This window comes from Kitasatospora sp. NPDC089913 (genome assembly GCF_044748625.1).
In the GTDB taxonomy this organism is placed as follows: domain Bacteria; phylum Actinomycetota; class Actinomycetes; order Streptomycetales; family Streptomycetaceae; genus Kitasatospora.
Genome location: NZ_JBIVGI010000008.1, coordinates 19,223 through 33,929 on the forward strand (window position 1 = coordinate 19,223; position 14,707 = coordinate 33,929).

Here is a 14,707-nt window from a genome sequence, read left to right on the forward strand (position 1 = left end):
GTTCTGCGATCGGGGGACCACCGGGGTGGGGGTCGCACTGCACGGCCGGGAGCGTGCGGCGCGGCGGGCGTGCAGTGCGGCGCGGCGCGGCGCGGCGGGCGTACAACGCGGCGCGGCGGGCGTGCAGCGGGGCTCCGGACGGGCGCTGTCGGGGCGGCCCGCTACTGTGCCGGGCGTGACCACTGACCACGGACGCGACCGTCCGGCCTTCGAAACCCGCTCCCCGGAAGGGGACTTGACGGACGTCGCCTTCCTGGTGACCGCCCCTCCGGCCGAGGTCGCGGCCCTGCTGTCCGCGGCCGCCGGGTCCGGGGCACGGGCGGCCGCCGGGTCCGGGGCGCGGGTGGCCGCCGCCGTGTACCGGGCCTCGGCCGCCGTGCACGGCGGGGCGGACCCGGCCGCCCGGCGCCTGCTGCTGGCGCTGGACGCGGCCCGGTTCGGGGCGCACGGGCTGGCGGACCGGATCACCGCGGTCCCCGTGCCCGGCGCCCCGGTGGCGGCGTGGCGCCCGGTGTGGGCGACCGGAAGCGCCGTCCACCCCGGACGGACCGGGCCCGAGGCAGCCGGGGCCGCACCGCCGGCCCCGGTCACCCCGCTCGACCCCGTCACTCCGCCCGCCCCGGTCACCCCGCTGGACCCGACCGCCCCCGCGCCGGCCGCCACCGTCACCGTCGACGGCCGGGCCGCGGAGCTCCGCTGCGACCCGGCGGCGGGTCTCCTCCTCGACGGGGAGCCGCTGCCCGGCCTCCACCCCGACGAAGTCCTGGCGCTCACCCTCGACGGGCGGCCGCACGCGCTCGGCGGCGCCGACGAGCGGCACCTCGCACTCTGGGACCTGACGACCCGCCGGGTGGTGCTGGAGCTCGATCCCTTCGGCACCGCCGACGACCTCACCGGCTGGACGGTCGCCCTGCTCGACGGTGAGCCTCACCTGCTGGCCGGTAGCTTCGGCGGCACCCTCGCCCTGCACCACCTCCCCTCCGGCGCGCCGCACGCCAGCGCCCGCGCCGACGAGGAGGAGCTGCGCCTTCTCGTCCCGCTCACGGTCGACGGCCGCCCGCACGCCCTGGTGGCCGGCTGCGACCGCTACGTGGGCGAGCCGGTGGACCGCGCCGAGCTGTGGAGCCTCGACCCGCTGCGCCCGGTGGACCGGCTGCTGATCGACAACCACGAGGTGGGCCGGGTCACGGCCGGCGGCCGCGAGTTCGTCCGCACCGGCACCGGTCAGTACTGGGACTTCTGCGACCTGCCGCCCGTGCGCCGTACGCCCGGGCACCGGGAGGCCGTGCGCGCCCTCGCCGTGACCGTGCTGGACGGCCGGGAGGCGGTGGTGACCGGCGGCGACGACCAGACGCTGCTGCTGCGCGACCTCGCCACCGGCGAACCGCTCGCCGAGCCGATCTCCACGGTCCGGCCGCCGGACGACTGGGAGGGTGTCGTCGCCATGGTCGCGGACGGTCCCGGCAGGCTGGTGACGGAGCACGTCGACCGGTACGAGAACACCGCCGTCCGCGCCTGGGACCTCGACCGCCGTGCCGAACTCGGCCTCGACGCACCGCCGCCGCGCCCGTTCCGCACCCACACTCTCAACGCGGGCGGGGACGGCGGCTCGCTGACCGTCACCACCCACCGGCACGAGGTCGCCGTCCACGACACCGCCACCGGCGAGGCCGTCCCGCACAGCGCGCTCGGCGCCACCGGGGACCTCACCGCGGTGACCACCGGCACGGTGCACGGCCGCCCGGCGGTCGCGGTCGCCGACGGGCGGCACGTGCGCGTCCACGCGGCGTCCCCCGGCCTCGCCCTGCTCTCCGAACTCACCCTGCCCGCCCGGGTGACGGCCCTCCTGTTCACCCCGGACGGCCGGCTGCTGGTCGCCTTCGGCCCGGACGTCGCGCTGTTCGGCCCCACTCCCGCTCACCCCTGACGGTCCGGGGGCGTCCCCGGCCCGGGGTCGGTCGACGGGGGACCGCCGGGGCGGGGCCCGCGCCGCACGGACGGCGCCGGCACCGCACGGCACGGCCGGGCTCAGTCCGCGCGGGCCCTGAGGTGGGCGCGCTCGCCCTGGTGCCCGAACAGGATGAGGAGTTCGACCGCCCGCTCGTCGTCGGACCCCAGCCAGTGCGGCACCCTGGTGTCGAACTCGGCCGCCTCGCCGGGGCCGAGGACCACCACCCGGTCGCCCAGCAGCAGGCGCAACCGCCCGGCGAGCACGTAGACCCACTCGAACCCCTCGTGCGTCCTGAGCTCGGGCTCGGCGTCCGGGACCGGTGGGACGATCAGCTTGTGGGCCTGGACGCCGCCGGGACGGCTGAGCGGCACGTAGGTCATGCCGTCCCTGGCCACCGGTCGCAGGTGGATCCGCGGGTCCCCGGTGCGGGGCGCGCCGACCAGCTCGTCCAGCGGGACGGCGTGGACCTCGGCGAGCGCCAGCAGCAGTTCCAGGGTCGGCTTGCGGCTGCCGCCCTCCAGGCGGGAGAGGGTGCTCTCGTTGATCCCGGTCCGGTCGGCCAGCTCCGCCAGTGTCATCCCGCGCCGCCGCCGCAGCTCGCGCAGGCGGGGGCCGACCGCGTCCAGGACGTCCTTCCTCGCGTTCACCATGGGCCCAGGTTGCCGAAACGGCATGATTCCTTGCAACTCCGGCAGCCGGGGCTGCACCGTCGTCGTGACGGCCCGCCCCGATCGAGAGGACACCCCTCGTGCACACCCCCGACACCGCTGCTCCCGACACCGCCGCTCCCTTCGCCGCCACCCCCGGCACCGCGCCCCGCACTGCCCCCGGCACTCCCGCCGACTCCGAGTCCGGCGCCTTCTGGGAGCGGCACTACGCCGGACTCGACGCACACTGGGGCACCTCGCCCAACGCCGTCCTGGCCGGACTGGTCACCGACCTCGCCCCCACCCCCGGCACGGCACTCGACCTGGGCTGCGGCCACGGCGGCGACGCCCTGTGGCTGGCCGGGCGCGGCTGGGACGTCACCGCCGTCGACGTCGCCCGGACGGCGCTGGACCGGGTCGCGGCCGGCGCGCGGGCCGCGGGCGTCGCCGAGCGCGTGCACCCGGTCCGCCACGACCTCGCACTGACCTTCCCGGACGGGCGCTTCGACCTCGTCTGCGCGACCTACTTCCACACCCCCGTCGAGATCCCCCGCGCCCAGGTGCTGCGGCGGGCCGCCGCGGCGGTGGCCCCGGGCGGACTACTGGTCGTGGTGGAGCACGGCTCGGTGGCCCCGTGGTCCTGGCAGAACGGGACGGAGGTGCGCTTCCCCGCACCGGAGGAGGTCAGGGCCGCACTGGACCTCGGCTCGGACTGGCTCACCGAGCGCTGCCACACCCCGCAGCGGACCGCCACCGGGCCCGGCGGCCGGACGGCGACCGTCACCGACATCGTGGTCGCCCTGCACCGCACGGACCGACCGGGCGACGCCGCCGACTGACCGGGCGGCACCGGCCGACCGTCACGCCCGGCCCGGTCCAGCCCGACCGGGCGTCCCGACAGCGAGCGGCAGAGCCGGAGGCGGTTGACGGGAAACAACCCCAACGAGCGGTTCGGGGCCTCACGCGACGGGATTCCCCGGATTCGACCCCGATGATGCGCCCTGCCACCAAGCGGCGCGAGGCCGCCGCGCTGCTCGCCAACGTCAGCCACGAGACCGGCGGCCCCATGTACGTGGTGGAACAGAACACCGCCAACTACCCCCACTACTGGAACACTTCACAGCCCTACGGCTGCCCGGCCGGGCAGTCCGCGTACTACGGGCGCGGACCGCTGCAGCTGAGCTGGAACTTCGACTACAAGGCGGCGGGCGACGCCCTGCACCTCGATCTGCCGCACGACCCGTACCTGCTCGACCCGCACGGGGACCGACCCGTGGGCACCGACGGCCCCCCACGGGTCGCGCGGTGGCACTGCTCCCTCCCACCCCCCGAACTGCTCCCCCCGCAGTACCCGGAGCAGGCCGCCCCCGCTCCCGACCCCGGCCCCACCACCTGCGCACGAAGCCAAGTCAAGCCCCCTGATGGGGATTTCGGCTGACGGCCGACACCTCTCCGGGCCGACCTCCGCTCGTCGCCGGGAGGCAGCCGACGACCTTCCGCAGGACGACGCGGGCGGCGCGGTACGGGTGCGAACGTGGCCGTGGGGCCCGGGGGTCGGGTCCGGGAGGGAACACCATGAACACCAACCACTGGGCCGGGCCGCGTCGTCGGGAGCGGCTCGGCCTGCGGCTCGCCGCCGTCGCGGTGGCCGGGGCCACGGTCGCCACGCTCGCCCCGACCGCCGCGGTCGCGGCAGGGGTCGGGGTGCCCGCCGCCGTGGCGGAGGCCGAGCGGCCCCGGCCGGCCGTCGACCTGGGCCCGGAGCTGCGGGCCCTGGTCCAGCGCGGCGGGGCGACGGCCGCGCTGGGCGAGTCGCGCGAGACCGGGCGCCGGACGTGGCGCGACGCCGCCGGGGTCACCGATCTGGACTCCGGGCGGGCGGTGCGCACCGAAAGCCGCTTCCGGATCGGCAGCGTGACCAAGACCTTCGTCTCCACCGTCGTGCTCCAACTGGCCGACGAGGGGCGGCTCCGGCTGGACGACCCGGTGGAGAAGTACCTGCCGGGTGTCGTCCCCGACGGCGGCGCGATCACCCTGCGCCAGTTGCTCCAGCACACCAGCGGCCTGTTCGACTACCTGGAGGACCAGCGTTTCCTCTACCACGACGAGGCGAGCCTGCGCACGTACCTGGCCGAGGGGCGGTGGACGGACTTCCGGCCCGAGGATCTGGTCTCCGTCGGCGTCGGCCACGCCCCGTACTTCGCGCCCGGACAGGGCTGGCACTACTCCAACACCAACTACATCCTCACCGGGATGATCATCCGCAAGGTCACCGGGCGCAGCTGGCAGCGCGAGGTGGAACGGCGGATCGTCGAACCGCTGCACCTCGACGACACCACGTTCCCGAACTCCTCCGCCCGGATCCCCGGCCCGCACGCGCACGGGTACGTCCAGCTGCCGGAGGGCCCGGCGGACGTCACCCGCATCAACCCGACCGTCGCGGACGCCGCCGGCAACGGCATCTCCACCACGGCCGACCTGGACCGCTTCCACGCGGCCCTGTTCGGCGGCAAGCTGCTCACCGCCGCCCGGCTGGCCGAGATGACCACGGCCGTCCCGGCGCCGATGATCGCCGCGCACTACGGCCTCGGTCTGATCCGCTACGACCTGCCGTGCGGCGAGGTCTGGGGCCACACCGGCGGCATCCCCGGCTACAACACGATCATGCTCGGGGCGCGGGACGGCTCGCGGCAGTTCGCCCTCTCGTTCAACGTCCTGGAGGGCGCCGAGACGGACGAGACCGGCGCGGCGATCGACGCGCTCCTCGTCAAGGCGGCCTGCGGCCCGGACGGCACCGGGGCGGCCTCGGCGGCGAAGCCCGGCACCGACCGGTCGCCGCTGAAGCTGCTGCGCTGAAGCCGCTCACCGACACCTGCGCCGACACCTGCGCCGAGACCGCCGGGCCGCCGCAGATCGCCGCGGCGGGCCGGCGGCGGGCCGGCGGCGGGCCGGAAACGGCCGAGCGGCCGAGCCTCAGGGGAGCAGCGTGATCCGGCGGGCAGGAGGACACCGCCCGCAGGTGATCGGTGGATTGGAGACCATCGCCAACTGCCGCCCGGATCCGCCGGTCAGCCATGCCTCGAACCCACCCTCGGCCGCCATTGCCCGGAGTTCCGCCAGTGCCGCCCCCGGTCCGACCGGTCCGACCCCGGCGACTTCCCACTCCCGTTCCTCGGTCACGGGCGCGACGGTCCCACGGCGGCCGCCCGGCGCTCCCGCAGATCGTCGAGCCGGTGCTCCAGGGCGGCGCGGCAGGAGGGCCACTCCGCCGCCGTGATCGAGAAGACGGCCGAGTCCCGGAGCAGGCCGTCCTCACCAGGGGCCCAGGAAATGGACCAGTTCCGCAGCACACCCTCGAAGGTGGCGCCCGTCTTCGCGATCGCCGCGCGGGAACGGCCGTTGCGGGCATCGGTCTTGAGGTCCAGCCGGGAGACGTCCCAGTCCTCGAAGGCATGCCGGAAGAGCAGGTACTTGGCCTCGGTGTTCAGCCCGCTGCCCTGGGCGGAGGCCGCCAGCCAGGTGAAGCCGACCTCGATCGCGAACAGCCTGCCGTCCGCCGGGTGACGGCGCGGGTCCAGGTACGCCGTCGCGCCGACGGCCCGGCCGGTGGCGCGGTCCACCTGGGCGTACGGGACCGCCCAACCGGCGTCCCGCCTGGCCAGTTGGGTTTCCACATAGGCGGCGAAGTCGCTCGCCGGCGGCACCCAGGTGAAGCCGTAGCCGCCCCGGTCCTCCTCCGCGGCGAGGGCCAGCTCCGGCGCGTGGGCGTGGGCCAGCGGTTCCAGGCGGACGAACTCGCCCTCGAGCACGGGCCCTTCGAGCGGCGTTACCCCGGTGGCGGAACCCATGGTTCCTCCTCGACACGATCGACGACAGCGGCCCCGGCAGCCTCCCAGGCCCCGTGAGTCCGCCGCACCACAATTTCCGGCGAGTGCCGCTCAGACGGGCGCGAGGCGGGTGCTCAGCAGGCAGAACTCATTTCCCTCCGGGTCGGCGAGCACGTGCCAGGACGCGTCCTCCGGCTGGCCGACGTCGACCGGCACGGCCCCGGCGGCCAACAGACGCTCGAGCTCGGCGGCCTGGTCGCGGTCGGTGGGGTTGACGTCGATGTGCAGCCGGTTGTTCCCGGGCCTCGGCAGGTCGGTGCGGATCAGGAAGATCGTCGACTGCGGGCCGCCGAACCCCTCGCGCGGACCGATCTCGATGCAGCCCTCGGCCTCCCGGTCCAGCTCGACGAAGTCCAGGACCTCGCACCAGAACCGGGCCAGCGCCTCCGGGTCGTGGCACTGGAGCACGATCTCACTGATCCGGCACGCCATGGAAAGAACCCACTCTCTCGGGACGAGGAAGTACCTTCGCGGGAACTTACCAGTCGGACAGATCGGCGTCGATCGCGTTCCGCAGCCCCGGCCGCGGACCGGGACCAGGACGCGCCGTCCGCTCCAGGATCCTCGTCATGGCTTCGGAATCCGTCGAGCAGGAGGGTCCGGTCGTGCGACCGGGCGGGGTGTCGGTGGGCGACCTGCCGGCGGCGGTGCCGCGGTCGCTGATCGAGGAGGCCGCCGACGCCCTGGGGCTGGGCGGGCCGGCCCCGGACGGGGACCTCCCGCCGCACCTGACCGCCTACCTGACGATGGCGCTGTGCCTGTTCCCCGACGAGCCGGCCGAGGATGTCGGGCGGAGGGTCGTCGCGGAGCTGTTCCGGCTCGACGGCGGCCATGGCCCGCCGCGGGGACCGCTGACGGAAGCAGGGATCGACCGGGCCCGGCGGCGGCTGGGCCGGGACGTGCTGCGGGAGACGTTCTACCGGGTCGCGCAGCCGGTCGCCTTCCCCGGCACCTGGCTCGGCGGCCGACGGCTGATGGCCTTCGAGGGGTTCGGGCTCGAGGTGCCCGACTCGGCGGAGAACGCGGCCGAGTTCGGCACCGACGGCGCCGGGCAGGCCCTCGCGACGGCCCCGGGAGCCCGGGTGGTGGCCGTCGTCGACTGCGGTTCGGGCACCGTCGTCGACGCCGAGGCCGGACCGCGCGGCCGCGACGAGGGCGCGATGGCGGCCTCGCTGCCGGCCACTGCCGGCAGCGAGTGGGCGCTGCTCGGCGATCCGAGCCGGTACTCCTTCGCGGCGTTCGGTGCCGCGGCCATGACCGGGGCCGCGGTGTGCTGGCGGGTCCCGCCCCGGATCCCGCTGCCGGTCCTGGAGGTGCTGCCGGAAGGGTCGTACCTGTCGCTCCTGGTCCGCCCCGGCCTGCCCGCGCACGAGCGGGCCGAGGTGCTCCTCGAGGCACGGTCCGGTGCGAAGCCCGACCCGTACGTCGCCCATCCGGTGCGGGTGGTCGAGGACGGCGACGCGGGCCGCCTCATCACCACGTTCAGGGACCCGGAGGAGGTGACGGCCGCCGAGGCGGCGGACGCCCACCGTCGGTGGTGGGGGCGGTCGGCCGGGGCAGGGCGGACGGGCGCGGCGCTGCGCGGGCCCGGCGGGGTGCGGGCGACCGATCCCGACCTGGTCCACCAGGAGATCTGGGCCCACCTGCTGGTCGAGTACGCCGCCGGTTCCCCCGCCCCGGCCTGAGGTCCCGTCCGCGCAGGGAGTCGGGCGGGCCGACTTCCTGCGCGGACGGTGGAGTCGCCCTCGGCGCGGGGTCTGCGGTCGGGGGGCCGCTGCGCGGAGGGCTCCCGCACGGCGCGGTGGGGCGTGCCGTGCGCGGACCGGTCGCCGCAGCACGGAGCGGCGCGGCGCGGGGCTGTGCGGCATGGGAACGGGGACGGGGTCGGGGCGGGAACAGGCACGGGAACGGGAGCAGGGACGGGGACGGGAACAGGCACGGGAACCGGAGCAGGCACGGGAACCGGAGCGGGAGTGGGAGGTCGACCGGGCCGACTTCCCACTCCTGCCCCCCGGCGGGCCCGGGATGCTGCGGGGCAGCGGGCGGCGGACGAGTGCGGGGGCGGCTCCCCCGTCGCCGCCCCGTCGGATCAGGATGCCGCGCGGGCGGCGGGCCGGGCTTGTAAAAATGCGCACTCCGGTCAGCGGTCCGGGCCCGCCTCCACGAAGTCGACCACGGTGGTGACCCGCCCGGACACGCGGTCGCTCGGCTCGGGGGCCTGCGCGGCCCGGCGGGCGGCGAAGAACGCGGTCGGCGAGCAGCCCACCATGGCGCGGAAGGAGTGCACCAGGTGCGCCTGGTCGTAGAAGCCGCAGTGGTCGGCGATCCGGGCCCCGCCCCAGCCGGGCCGCCGTTCGTAGGTCAGCAGGGCGCGCTGGAGGCGGAGGATGTCGGCGGCCTGCTTCGGGGCCAGGCCGAGGTGCTCGCGGAAGCGCTGCTCCAGTCGCCGGCGGCTCCAGCCGGTACTGTCCACCAGCGTCCGGACCGAGGCCCGCCCGTGCGAGGCACGCAGCTGTTCCCAGGCCCAGCTCACCGAGGGGTCCCAGATCCGCCCCTCCGCGAACCGCGCGTCGAAGTAGGCGTCGAGCAGGGCGAACCGCCCCGACCAGGTCCGCGACTCCCGCAGCCGGTCGACGAGTTCGCGCGGGCCCCGGCCGGGGAAGGCGGCGCCCGCCTCGATCCACCGGCCGTCGAGGTCGCCGAGCGCCGGGCCGAGGATGCGGTAGGCGCCCTGCGGGGTGAGCGACACGGCGAGGCCGTGCAGCCGGCCGCTGTGCTCGGCGACCGTCGCGGTGCGCCGCAGCCCGGCCAGGACGGACCCGAAGGAGCCGCTGTCGCGGCCGACGACGGCGTCGGTGAGCCGCAGCGCTCCGTCGAAGCCGACGGTCAGCGTCACCACGTCGGTGGGCACTTCGAGCCGGCGGCGGGGCCGGTCGGAATCCAGCCGGTAGCCGCGGTAGCCGAGCACGTACTCGCGCAGTCTCGGCCGGGCCGCGCCGTACGCCATCTCGCACTCGCCGTCGACGAGGTCCGGTGTTGCGCTGCCGCGTTCCATGGGCGCTCCCGCATCGCAGGGACAGAGACTTGACGTGTCCACGATGCCATGGCGCGGAGGTGGCCCGGGCGGCGCGGCCGGAACGGACGTGGGGGGCCGGCGCCGTCGGCCCCCCACGCGCCCCACGGAGCCGGACGGGCCACTTGACCCCCGCTCAGAGTTAGGTAAGCCTAACCTTATGTCAGACGACTCCCCCGTGCACGGCCTGAGCGGTGTGGCGATGACCCTGCTCACCCCCCTCTACGGCCGCGCCCACGCGCAACAGCTGCTCCCCGGTACCGAGTTCAGCGACCCGCAGGCCACCCGGGTGCTCCGGGAAACCGGCTTCAAGGACTCCGAGGTACTGACCGACCGCTCCAACGCGCTCGGCTCCGTCCACCGGGCCATCGTCCTCGACGAGATCACCCGGCGATTCGCCCGCGCCCACCCCACCGGCACCGTCCTGTCCGCCGGCATCGGCCTCTGCACCCGGGACGAGCGGCTCGCCGGCACCATGCCCGACGGGATCCGCTGGCTCGGCGTCGACGTCCCCGAGGTGGTGGAGCTGCGCCGCCGACTGCTGCCCGACAGCCGGGCCCTGGTCCACCCGGCCTCGCTCACCGCACCGGAGTGGACCGGGGTGGTGGAGGCGGGCACCGGCCCCACGCTGGTCATCGCCGAAGGGGTCCTGATGTACCTCTCCCCCGCCGAGGTCACCGGCTTCCTCGGCGACGTCCGCCGCCACCTCGGACCCGGCACCCGCCTCGCCGCCGACTTCTTCCACCCCTGGATCGCCCTCAGCGGCCTCCATCCCATCTCCCGCGCCACCGGCGCCCGCTTCCGCTCCGGCGCCCGCAGCAGCACCGGCCTCGCCGCCCTCTCCCCGGGCTGGACGTCCACCGCCGAACACCCCGTCATGGAACGCATCGGGCCGGCCCAGCGCATCGCCGCAGCCGCCCTCCGCCCCCTCCTCCTCGGCCACCGGCCCTACGCCGTCGCGGAACTGGCCGCCACTCCGTGACCCGCGCCGGGCCGCCCCCGGGGGAGGCGGCCCGCGCGGGCACCGGAACCGGCCGGGGCGGCCGTCGCCCCGGGACGGGCGGATGCGAGGGTGGGGGCGTGAACGAGACGATCATGGCCGCCGCCCGCGAACGGGCCACCGGGCACCGGCAGCGGTTCGACCGCAGCTTCGAGGCGTACTTCGACACCCTGCCGGAGCGCCTCGACACACCCCCGCTCAGCCGCTTCACCCCACGCTGCCTGGAGCTGCTGCGGGACCTCTCGCTGCGCGGCGGCAAACGGCTGCGGGTCGCCCTGCTGCACGAGGCCGCCCGACTGGTGACCACGGACCCGGTGCCCGGCCTGACGGAGGCCGCGCTGAGCATCGAACTGCTGCAGACGCACGGCCTGGTCCACGACGACATCATCGACGACGCGCCCCTGCGGCGCGGCGGCCCGTCCACCTACTACGCCTACCGCGGCGAGTTCCCGGCGGCGGACCGCACCGCGCTCGGCCTGGCCGTCCTGGCCGGGGACCTCGCCGCCTTCCTGTCGATCCGGGTCCTGCTGGAGGCGGACGCCCCCGCCGAACTGCGGCAGGCGATGCTGGAGGTGCAACTGGACGCCGGCGCCGAGACCGTGGCGGGCCAGATCATCGACCTCGAACGCGACCTCCGGCCGGTCCCGGACGAGGAGTTCCTGCACACCGTCTGCGAGTACAAGTCCACCCGGTACTCCGTGCTCGCGCCGCTGCGGCTGGGCCTGCTGGCCGCCGGCGAGGACATCGCCGCCCACGACGCGGCGCTGCGCCGCTACGCGATCCCGGTCGGCATCGGCGGCCAGCTGCGGGACGACTACCTCGACCTGTTCGGCGACGAGGACAGCACCGGCAAGTCCACCAGTGCCGACCTCCGCGCGGGCCGCCGCAGCTACGCCGTGAGCGCCCTGCTCGCGGCCGCCGACGAGGAGCAGCGGGCCGTGGTGGAGTCCGCGCTCGGCGACCCGCACTGCCCGGCCGCGACGGTCGAACGGATCCGCGAGCTGGCCCGCCGGCTGGGCGTGGACCGCAAGCTCCGCGCCGACATGCGCCGCTGCGCCGAGACGGCCGCCGCCGAGGCCGCGACCTGGCGCCCGCACTGGCGCGAGGAGGCGGTGGCCTTCTTCGAGGGCCTGCCGCTCGCGAACGCGGTGCGGCCGTCCTCGCCGTAGGAGCGGCCACGTTCCCGGGACCGGAGCCGGATCGCAAGGTCGGGTGGGACACCGGCAGTGTCGCGAGAGACGGGACAGGCACAGCGACGGAACGACGGTGGTCGGCGGCGAAGCGCTCCTTCCTCGCCGAAAGGACCACCATGAATTCGGAACGACGCATCGACGCCGCCATTCCACCCTCGCCCTCGCCCTCGCCCTCGCCCTCGGTGGTGTCGTCGCGCCGGCCCCGGCCGCGCACGCGACGCCGCCGGGCTGCTTCTACTACGTGCTGGAGCACGCCCCGGACACCGACCAGCAGCTCATCGAGGAAGCCTGCCTGACCGGCGGGCCCGGAGGCGAGGCGGCGTCCCGGGCCTGTTACCGGAAGCTGCGCGACGACCGCGTACCCACCGTCATCGCGGCCGACGGCTGCCGCATGGCCGCCCAGGAGTAGGGCCTGTCCAGGTGGGTGCGGCGCGGGAGGTCGACCGGTCCGACTTCCCGTGCCGCACCCGACGGCACTCGGTCGGGCCGGCAACGCCCTGCTGCGGCCCGACCGTTCCCCAGGGCGAACAGGCCTCTTGGAAGGCCGCCAGCCGGTGGCGCGGGGCCGAGGTCGGGCCGGCAGGCGTGGCGAGGACGGTGGGGGCGGTGAGGTCGCGGACCTTCCGGGGGTCGCGACCCCCGGAGTGGAGCGGTTCGGGTACTTCCGCGCCCTGGCCGACGTGGCCGCGGGACCGCTGCCGTTCGAGGAGCTTCGGGGCCGACAGGAACGGTACGACGTGTACTTCGGGTCGAGTCCCGTCCGGGATGCGGCACGCGGTTGACAGGTGGACGATCCATCGGCGTCCGACCGATTCGGATCGGCCTGACGCCACGTCAATTCTCCGCGAATCCGGAACCGTCCGACAGGCGGCCGCGAGCAGCGGGAACGTCGACGAACGGCCCCCCGGACCAGTGGCGGGACAATCGGGCGGGCCGGGGAATTGCCGGAACTCCGGAATGCGCGGCGGAGCGGAACGGGAGGGAATCCCCGCGCGAATCGGCAATCGCACCCAGGCACTCCGGGTGACAGAGTGCGTACGCTGCGCAGTCACTCGGGTCACAGGAGACCGCCGAGGCAGACCTCGCCCCGTTCACATGTCAACCACACATCCTTGAAGCGACATCCTCAACAGCCATTGTGGCTCCGCAGGCTCGGCGGGTAGAGTCCCGGTCCGCCGAGCACCGAACAAGTGCTCGCACGGCATTCTTTGGGGCGGGCATGACAAATAACCGCAACATCCACGGGGCCAGTTCCGACTTGATTGACGCGTTCACGGAAACCGTGCGCCGATATCCCGAACGACCGGCGATCGTCCACCACGGGGACGCGCTGACTTACCGCCAACTCGGCGAGTTGGTACGTACCTTGGCCGACGGCCTGGGTACCGCGCCCGGCGTGGTGGCCGTTCCGGCGACCCACACGCCGGACACCGTCGTCGCCCTGCTCGGCATCCTCGCCGCAGGTGGGACGTACTGCCCGGTCGACCCGGCGTTCCCGCCGCAGCGGCGGCAGGACATGCTGGCCGCGGTCGGCTGCCGCACGGCGGTCGGCGACGGCCTCGCTCAACCCGGCCTGCGCGTCGTCGGGTTACCCGACGAAGCCGCGGGCACGACCGCCGCGACGGGGACCGGTCCGGAGCGGACCGAGCCGGAGCGACCGGCGTACCTGCTCTTCACCTCGGGTTCGACCGGGCAGCCGAAACCCGTGGTCACACCGCGCCGGGCGATCTCCGCCACGGTGGACTCCCTGCGCACCCTGTTCGGCCTCACCGCCGAGGACCGGGTGCTGCAGTTCGCCTCGCTGAACTGGGACACCTGCTTCGAGGAGATCCTCCCGGCCCTCACCGGCGGTGCCGCGCTCGTCCTCGACCGCGACGCCCACTCCGGCTCGTTCCCGCGCTTCCTGCGGCTGGTGGAACGGGAACGGATCGGCGTACTGGACCTGCCCACCGCGTTCTGGCACGAACTGGTCCTCCACCTCACCGAGGAGCGCCTCGCGCTGCCCGAGTGCGTCCGGCTGCTGGTGATCGGCGGGGAGGCCGCCAACCCGGCCCGGCTCGCCGACTGGGCCGCCCTGGACACCGGGCGGGTCCGACTGCTCAACACCTACGGGTCCACCGAGACCACGCTGATCACCCATGCCGTCGACCTGCACGGGCCGCTGGCCGCCGCGCGGGACCGGCCGTGGGCGGCGGGCGACCGGGTGCCGATCGGGCGCGCCCTGCCCCACGTGCACGAACGGATCAGCGAGCGGGGCGAGTTGCTGATCGGCGGCCCCGCGGTCGCGCTCGGCTACCTGGGACTGCCCGAGGCCACCGCGGACCGCTTCACCGAGGACGCCGAGGGCGTGCGCTGGTACCGCACCGGCGACCGGGTGGGCCGGGCACCGGACGGTGTGCTGACCCACCAGGGGCGACTGGACGGCGAGTTCAAGGTGCGCGGGATCCGGGTCGACCCGGCCGAGGTCGAGGCGCACCTCGCCGGGCATCCGGGCGTGCACGCCGTCGCGGTCACGGGGACGACCCTGGCCGGGCGGTCGGCGCTGGTCGCGTACGTCGTGCCGCGCGCCGCGGCGACGACCGGAACCCTGGGCGCCGAACTCCGGACGTACCTGCGGGACCGGGTGCCCGGCCATCTGGTGCCCAGCCGGATCACCGTCGTGCCGGAGCTGGTGCTCACGGCGAGCGGCAAGGTCGACCGGGCCGGCTCGCACCGCCTCCACTCCGCGCGCGGCCCCCGCGAGGGCGCCCAACTGCCCGAACCCGCGCACCACTAGCGCCACCGGCGTCACAACCGGCATCAGTGGCAGCACCCGTGCCACCCGCGCCGGCACCCCCGCACCCGGCACCGCCGCCCGGCCCGACAGGAGCCGGAGCCGCGCCCGTCCGTCGCACCACCCGCCCGGCGTACCCACTCGCCGTACCACCTCGGGCCCACCCGTACGGCCCCCGCACCA

The 14,707-nt window shown here is 75.3% G+C and carries 12 protein-coding genes and 1 pseudogene; 9 read left to right on the plus strand and 4 right to left on the minus strand.

The annotated features are described in order from the left end of the window. The first annotated feature begins 175 nt into the window (after positions 1–175). Entirely contained in the window at positions 176–1,927 is a 1,752-nt protein-coding gene (locus tag ACIPYS_RS14925) for a WD40 repeat domain-containing protein (RefSeq protein WP_400746300.1), read from the plus strand. A 101-nt stretch (positions 1,928–2,028) separates the two neighbouring features. Here ACIPYS_RS14925 and ACIPYS_RS14930 read toward each other — a convergent pair whose 3' ends face one another. After that, positions 2,029–2,601: a helix-turn-helix domain-containing protein gene (locus tag ACIPYS_RS14930; RefSeq protein ID WP_093862965.1), complete on the minus strand. Its 573-nt coding sequence runs from the start codon at positions 2,599–2,601 to the stop codon at positions 2,029–2,031. A 98-nt stretch (positions 2,602–2,699) separates the two neighbouring features. Between ACIPYS_RS14930 and ACIPYS_RS14935 the strand changes: the two genes are divergently transcribed. From ACIPYS_RS14935 to ACIPYS_RS14945, 3 genes and pseudogenes are all read left to right on the plus strand, one after another. Continuing rightward, positions 2,700–3,437 carry a class I SAM-dependent methyltransferase gene (locus ACIPYS_RS14935; RefSeq protein ID WP_400746302.1) on the plus strand — a complete coding sequence of 246 codons (738 nt, stop codon included), beginning with the start codon at positions 2,700–2,702 and terminating at the stop codon, positions 3,435–3,437. A gap of 167 nt (positions 3,438–3,604) precedes the next feature. After that, a pseudogene (locus ACIPYS_RS14940) lies at positions 3,605–3,850 on the plus strand (glycoside hydrolase family 19 protein); the annotation flags it as partial. Between the two features lie 323 nt (positions 3,851–4,173). Then, entirely contained in the window at positions 4,174–5,454 is a 1,281-nt protein-coding gene (locus ACIPYS_RS14945) for a serine hydrolase (RefSeq protein ID WP_093862963.1), read from the plus strand. Between the two features lie 320 nt (positions 5,455–5,774). On the opposite strand, the gene ACIPYS_RS14950 is transcribed toward ACIPYS_RS14945, so the two are convergent. Next, a complete protein-coding gene (locus tag ACIPYS_RS14950; protein WP_400746303.1) occupies positions 5,775–6,446 on the minus strand; it encodes a GNAT family N-acetyltransferase in 672 nt (223 codons plus the stop codon). Positions 6,447–6,536: 90 nt separating this feature from the next. Next, a complete protein-coding gene (locus ACIPYS_RS14955; RefSeq protein WP_093862960.1) occupies positions 6,537–6,917 on the minus strand; it encodes a VOC family protein in 381 nt (126 codons plus the stop codon). A 137-nt stretch (positions 6,918–7,054) separates the two neighbouring features. Here ACIPYS_RS14955 and ACIPYS_RS14960 point away from each other — a divergent pair, with 137 nt between their 5' ends. Beyond that, positions 7,055–8,170 carry a transposase domain-containing protein gene (locus ACIPYS_RS14960; RefSeq protein WP_400746306.1) on the plus strand — a complete coding sequence of 372 codons (1,116 nt, stop codon included), beginning with the start codon at positions 7,055–7,057 and terminating at the stop codon, positions 8,168–8,170. A 455-nt stretch (positions 8,171–8,625) separates the two neighbouring features. Here the strand turns inward: ACIPYS_RS14960 and ACIPYS_RS14965 are convergent, their stop codons facing one another. Continuing rightward, a complete protein-coding gene (locus ACIPYS_RS14965) occupies positions 8,626–9,540 on the minus strand; it encodes a helix-turn-helix domain-containing protein (protein WP_400746308.1) in 915 nt (304 codons plus the stop codon). Between the two features lie 178 nt (positions 9,541–9,718). Here ACIPYS_RS14965 and ACIPYS_RS14970 point away from each other — a divergent pair, with 178 nt between their 5' ends. The 4 genes from ACIPYS_RS14970 to ACIPYS_RS14985 all read left to right on the plus strand — a co-directional run bounded on the left by ACIPYS_RS14970 (position 9,719) and on the right by ACIPYS_RS14985 (position 14,527). After that, the gene (locus tag ACIPYS_RS14970; RefSeq protein WP_400746310.1) at positions 9,719–10,540 is read left to right on the plus strand and encodes a class I SAM-dependent methyltransferase; all 822 of its coding nucleotides are present in this window, start codon (positions 9,719–9,721) and stop codon (positions 10,538–10,540) included. Positions 10,541–10,653: 113 nt separating this feature from the next. Beyond that, entirely contained in the window at positions 10,654–11,727 is a 1,074-nt protein-coding gene (locus ACIPYS_RS14975; RefSeq protein WP_400746645.1) for a polyprenyl synthetase family protein, read from the plus strand. Positions 11,728–11,824: 97 nt separating this feature from the next. Beyond that, positions 11,825–12,160 (plus strand): hypothetical protein, encoded by a 336-nt coding sequence (locus ACIPYS_RS14980; RefSeq protein WP_400746312.1) that lies wholly within the window; start codon positions 11,825–11,827, stop codon positions 12,158–12,160. Between the two features lie 873 nt (positions 12,161–13,033). Beyond that, positions 13,034–14,527 (plus strand): amino acid adenylation domain-containing protein, encoded by a 1,494-nt coding sequence (locus ACIPYS_RS14985; RefSeq protein WP_400746314.1) that lies wholly within the window; start codon positions 13,034–13,036, stop codon positions 14,525–14,527. Positions 14,528–14,707: the final 180 nt, after the last annotated feature.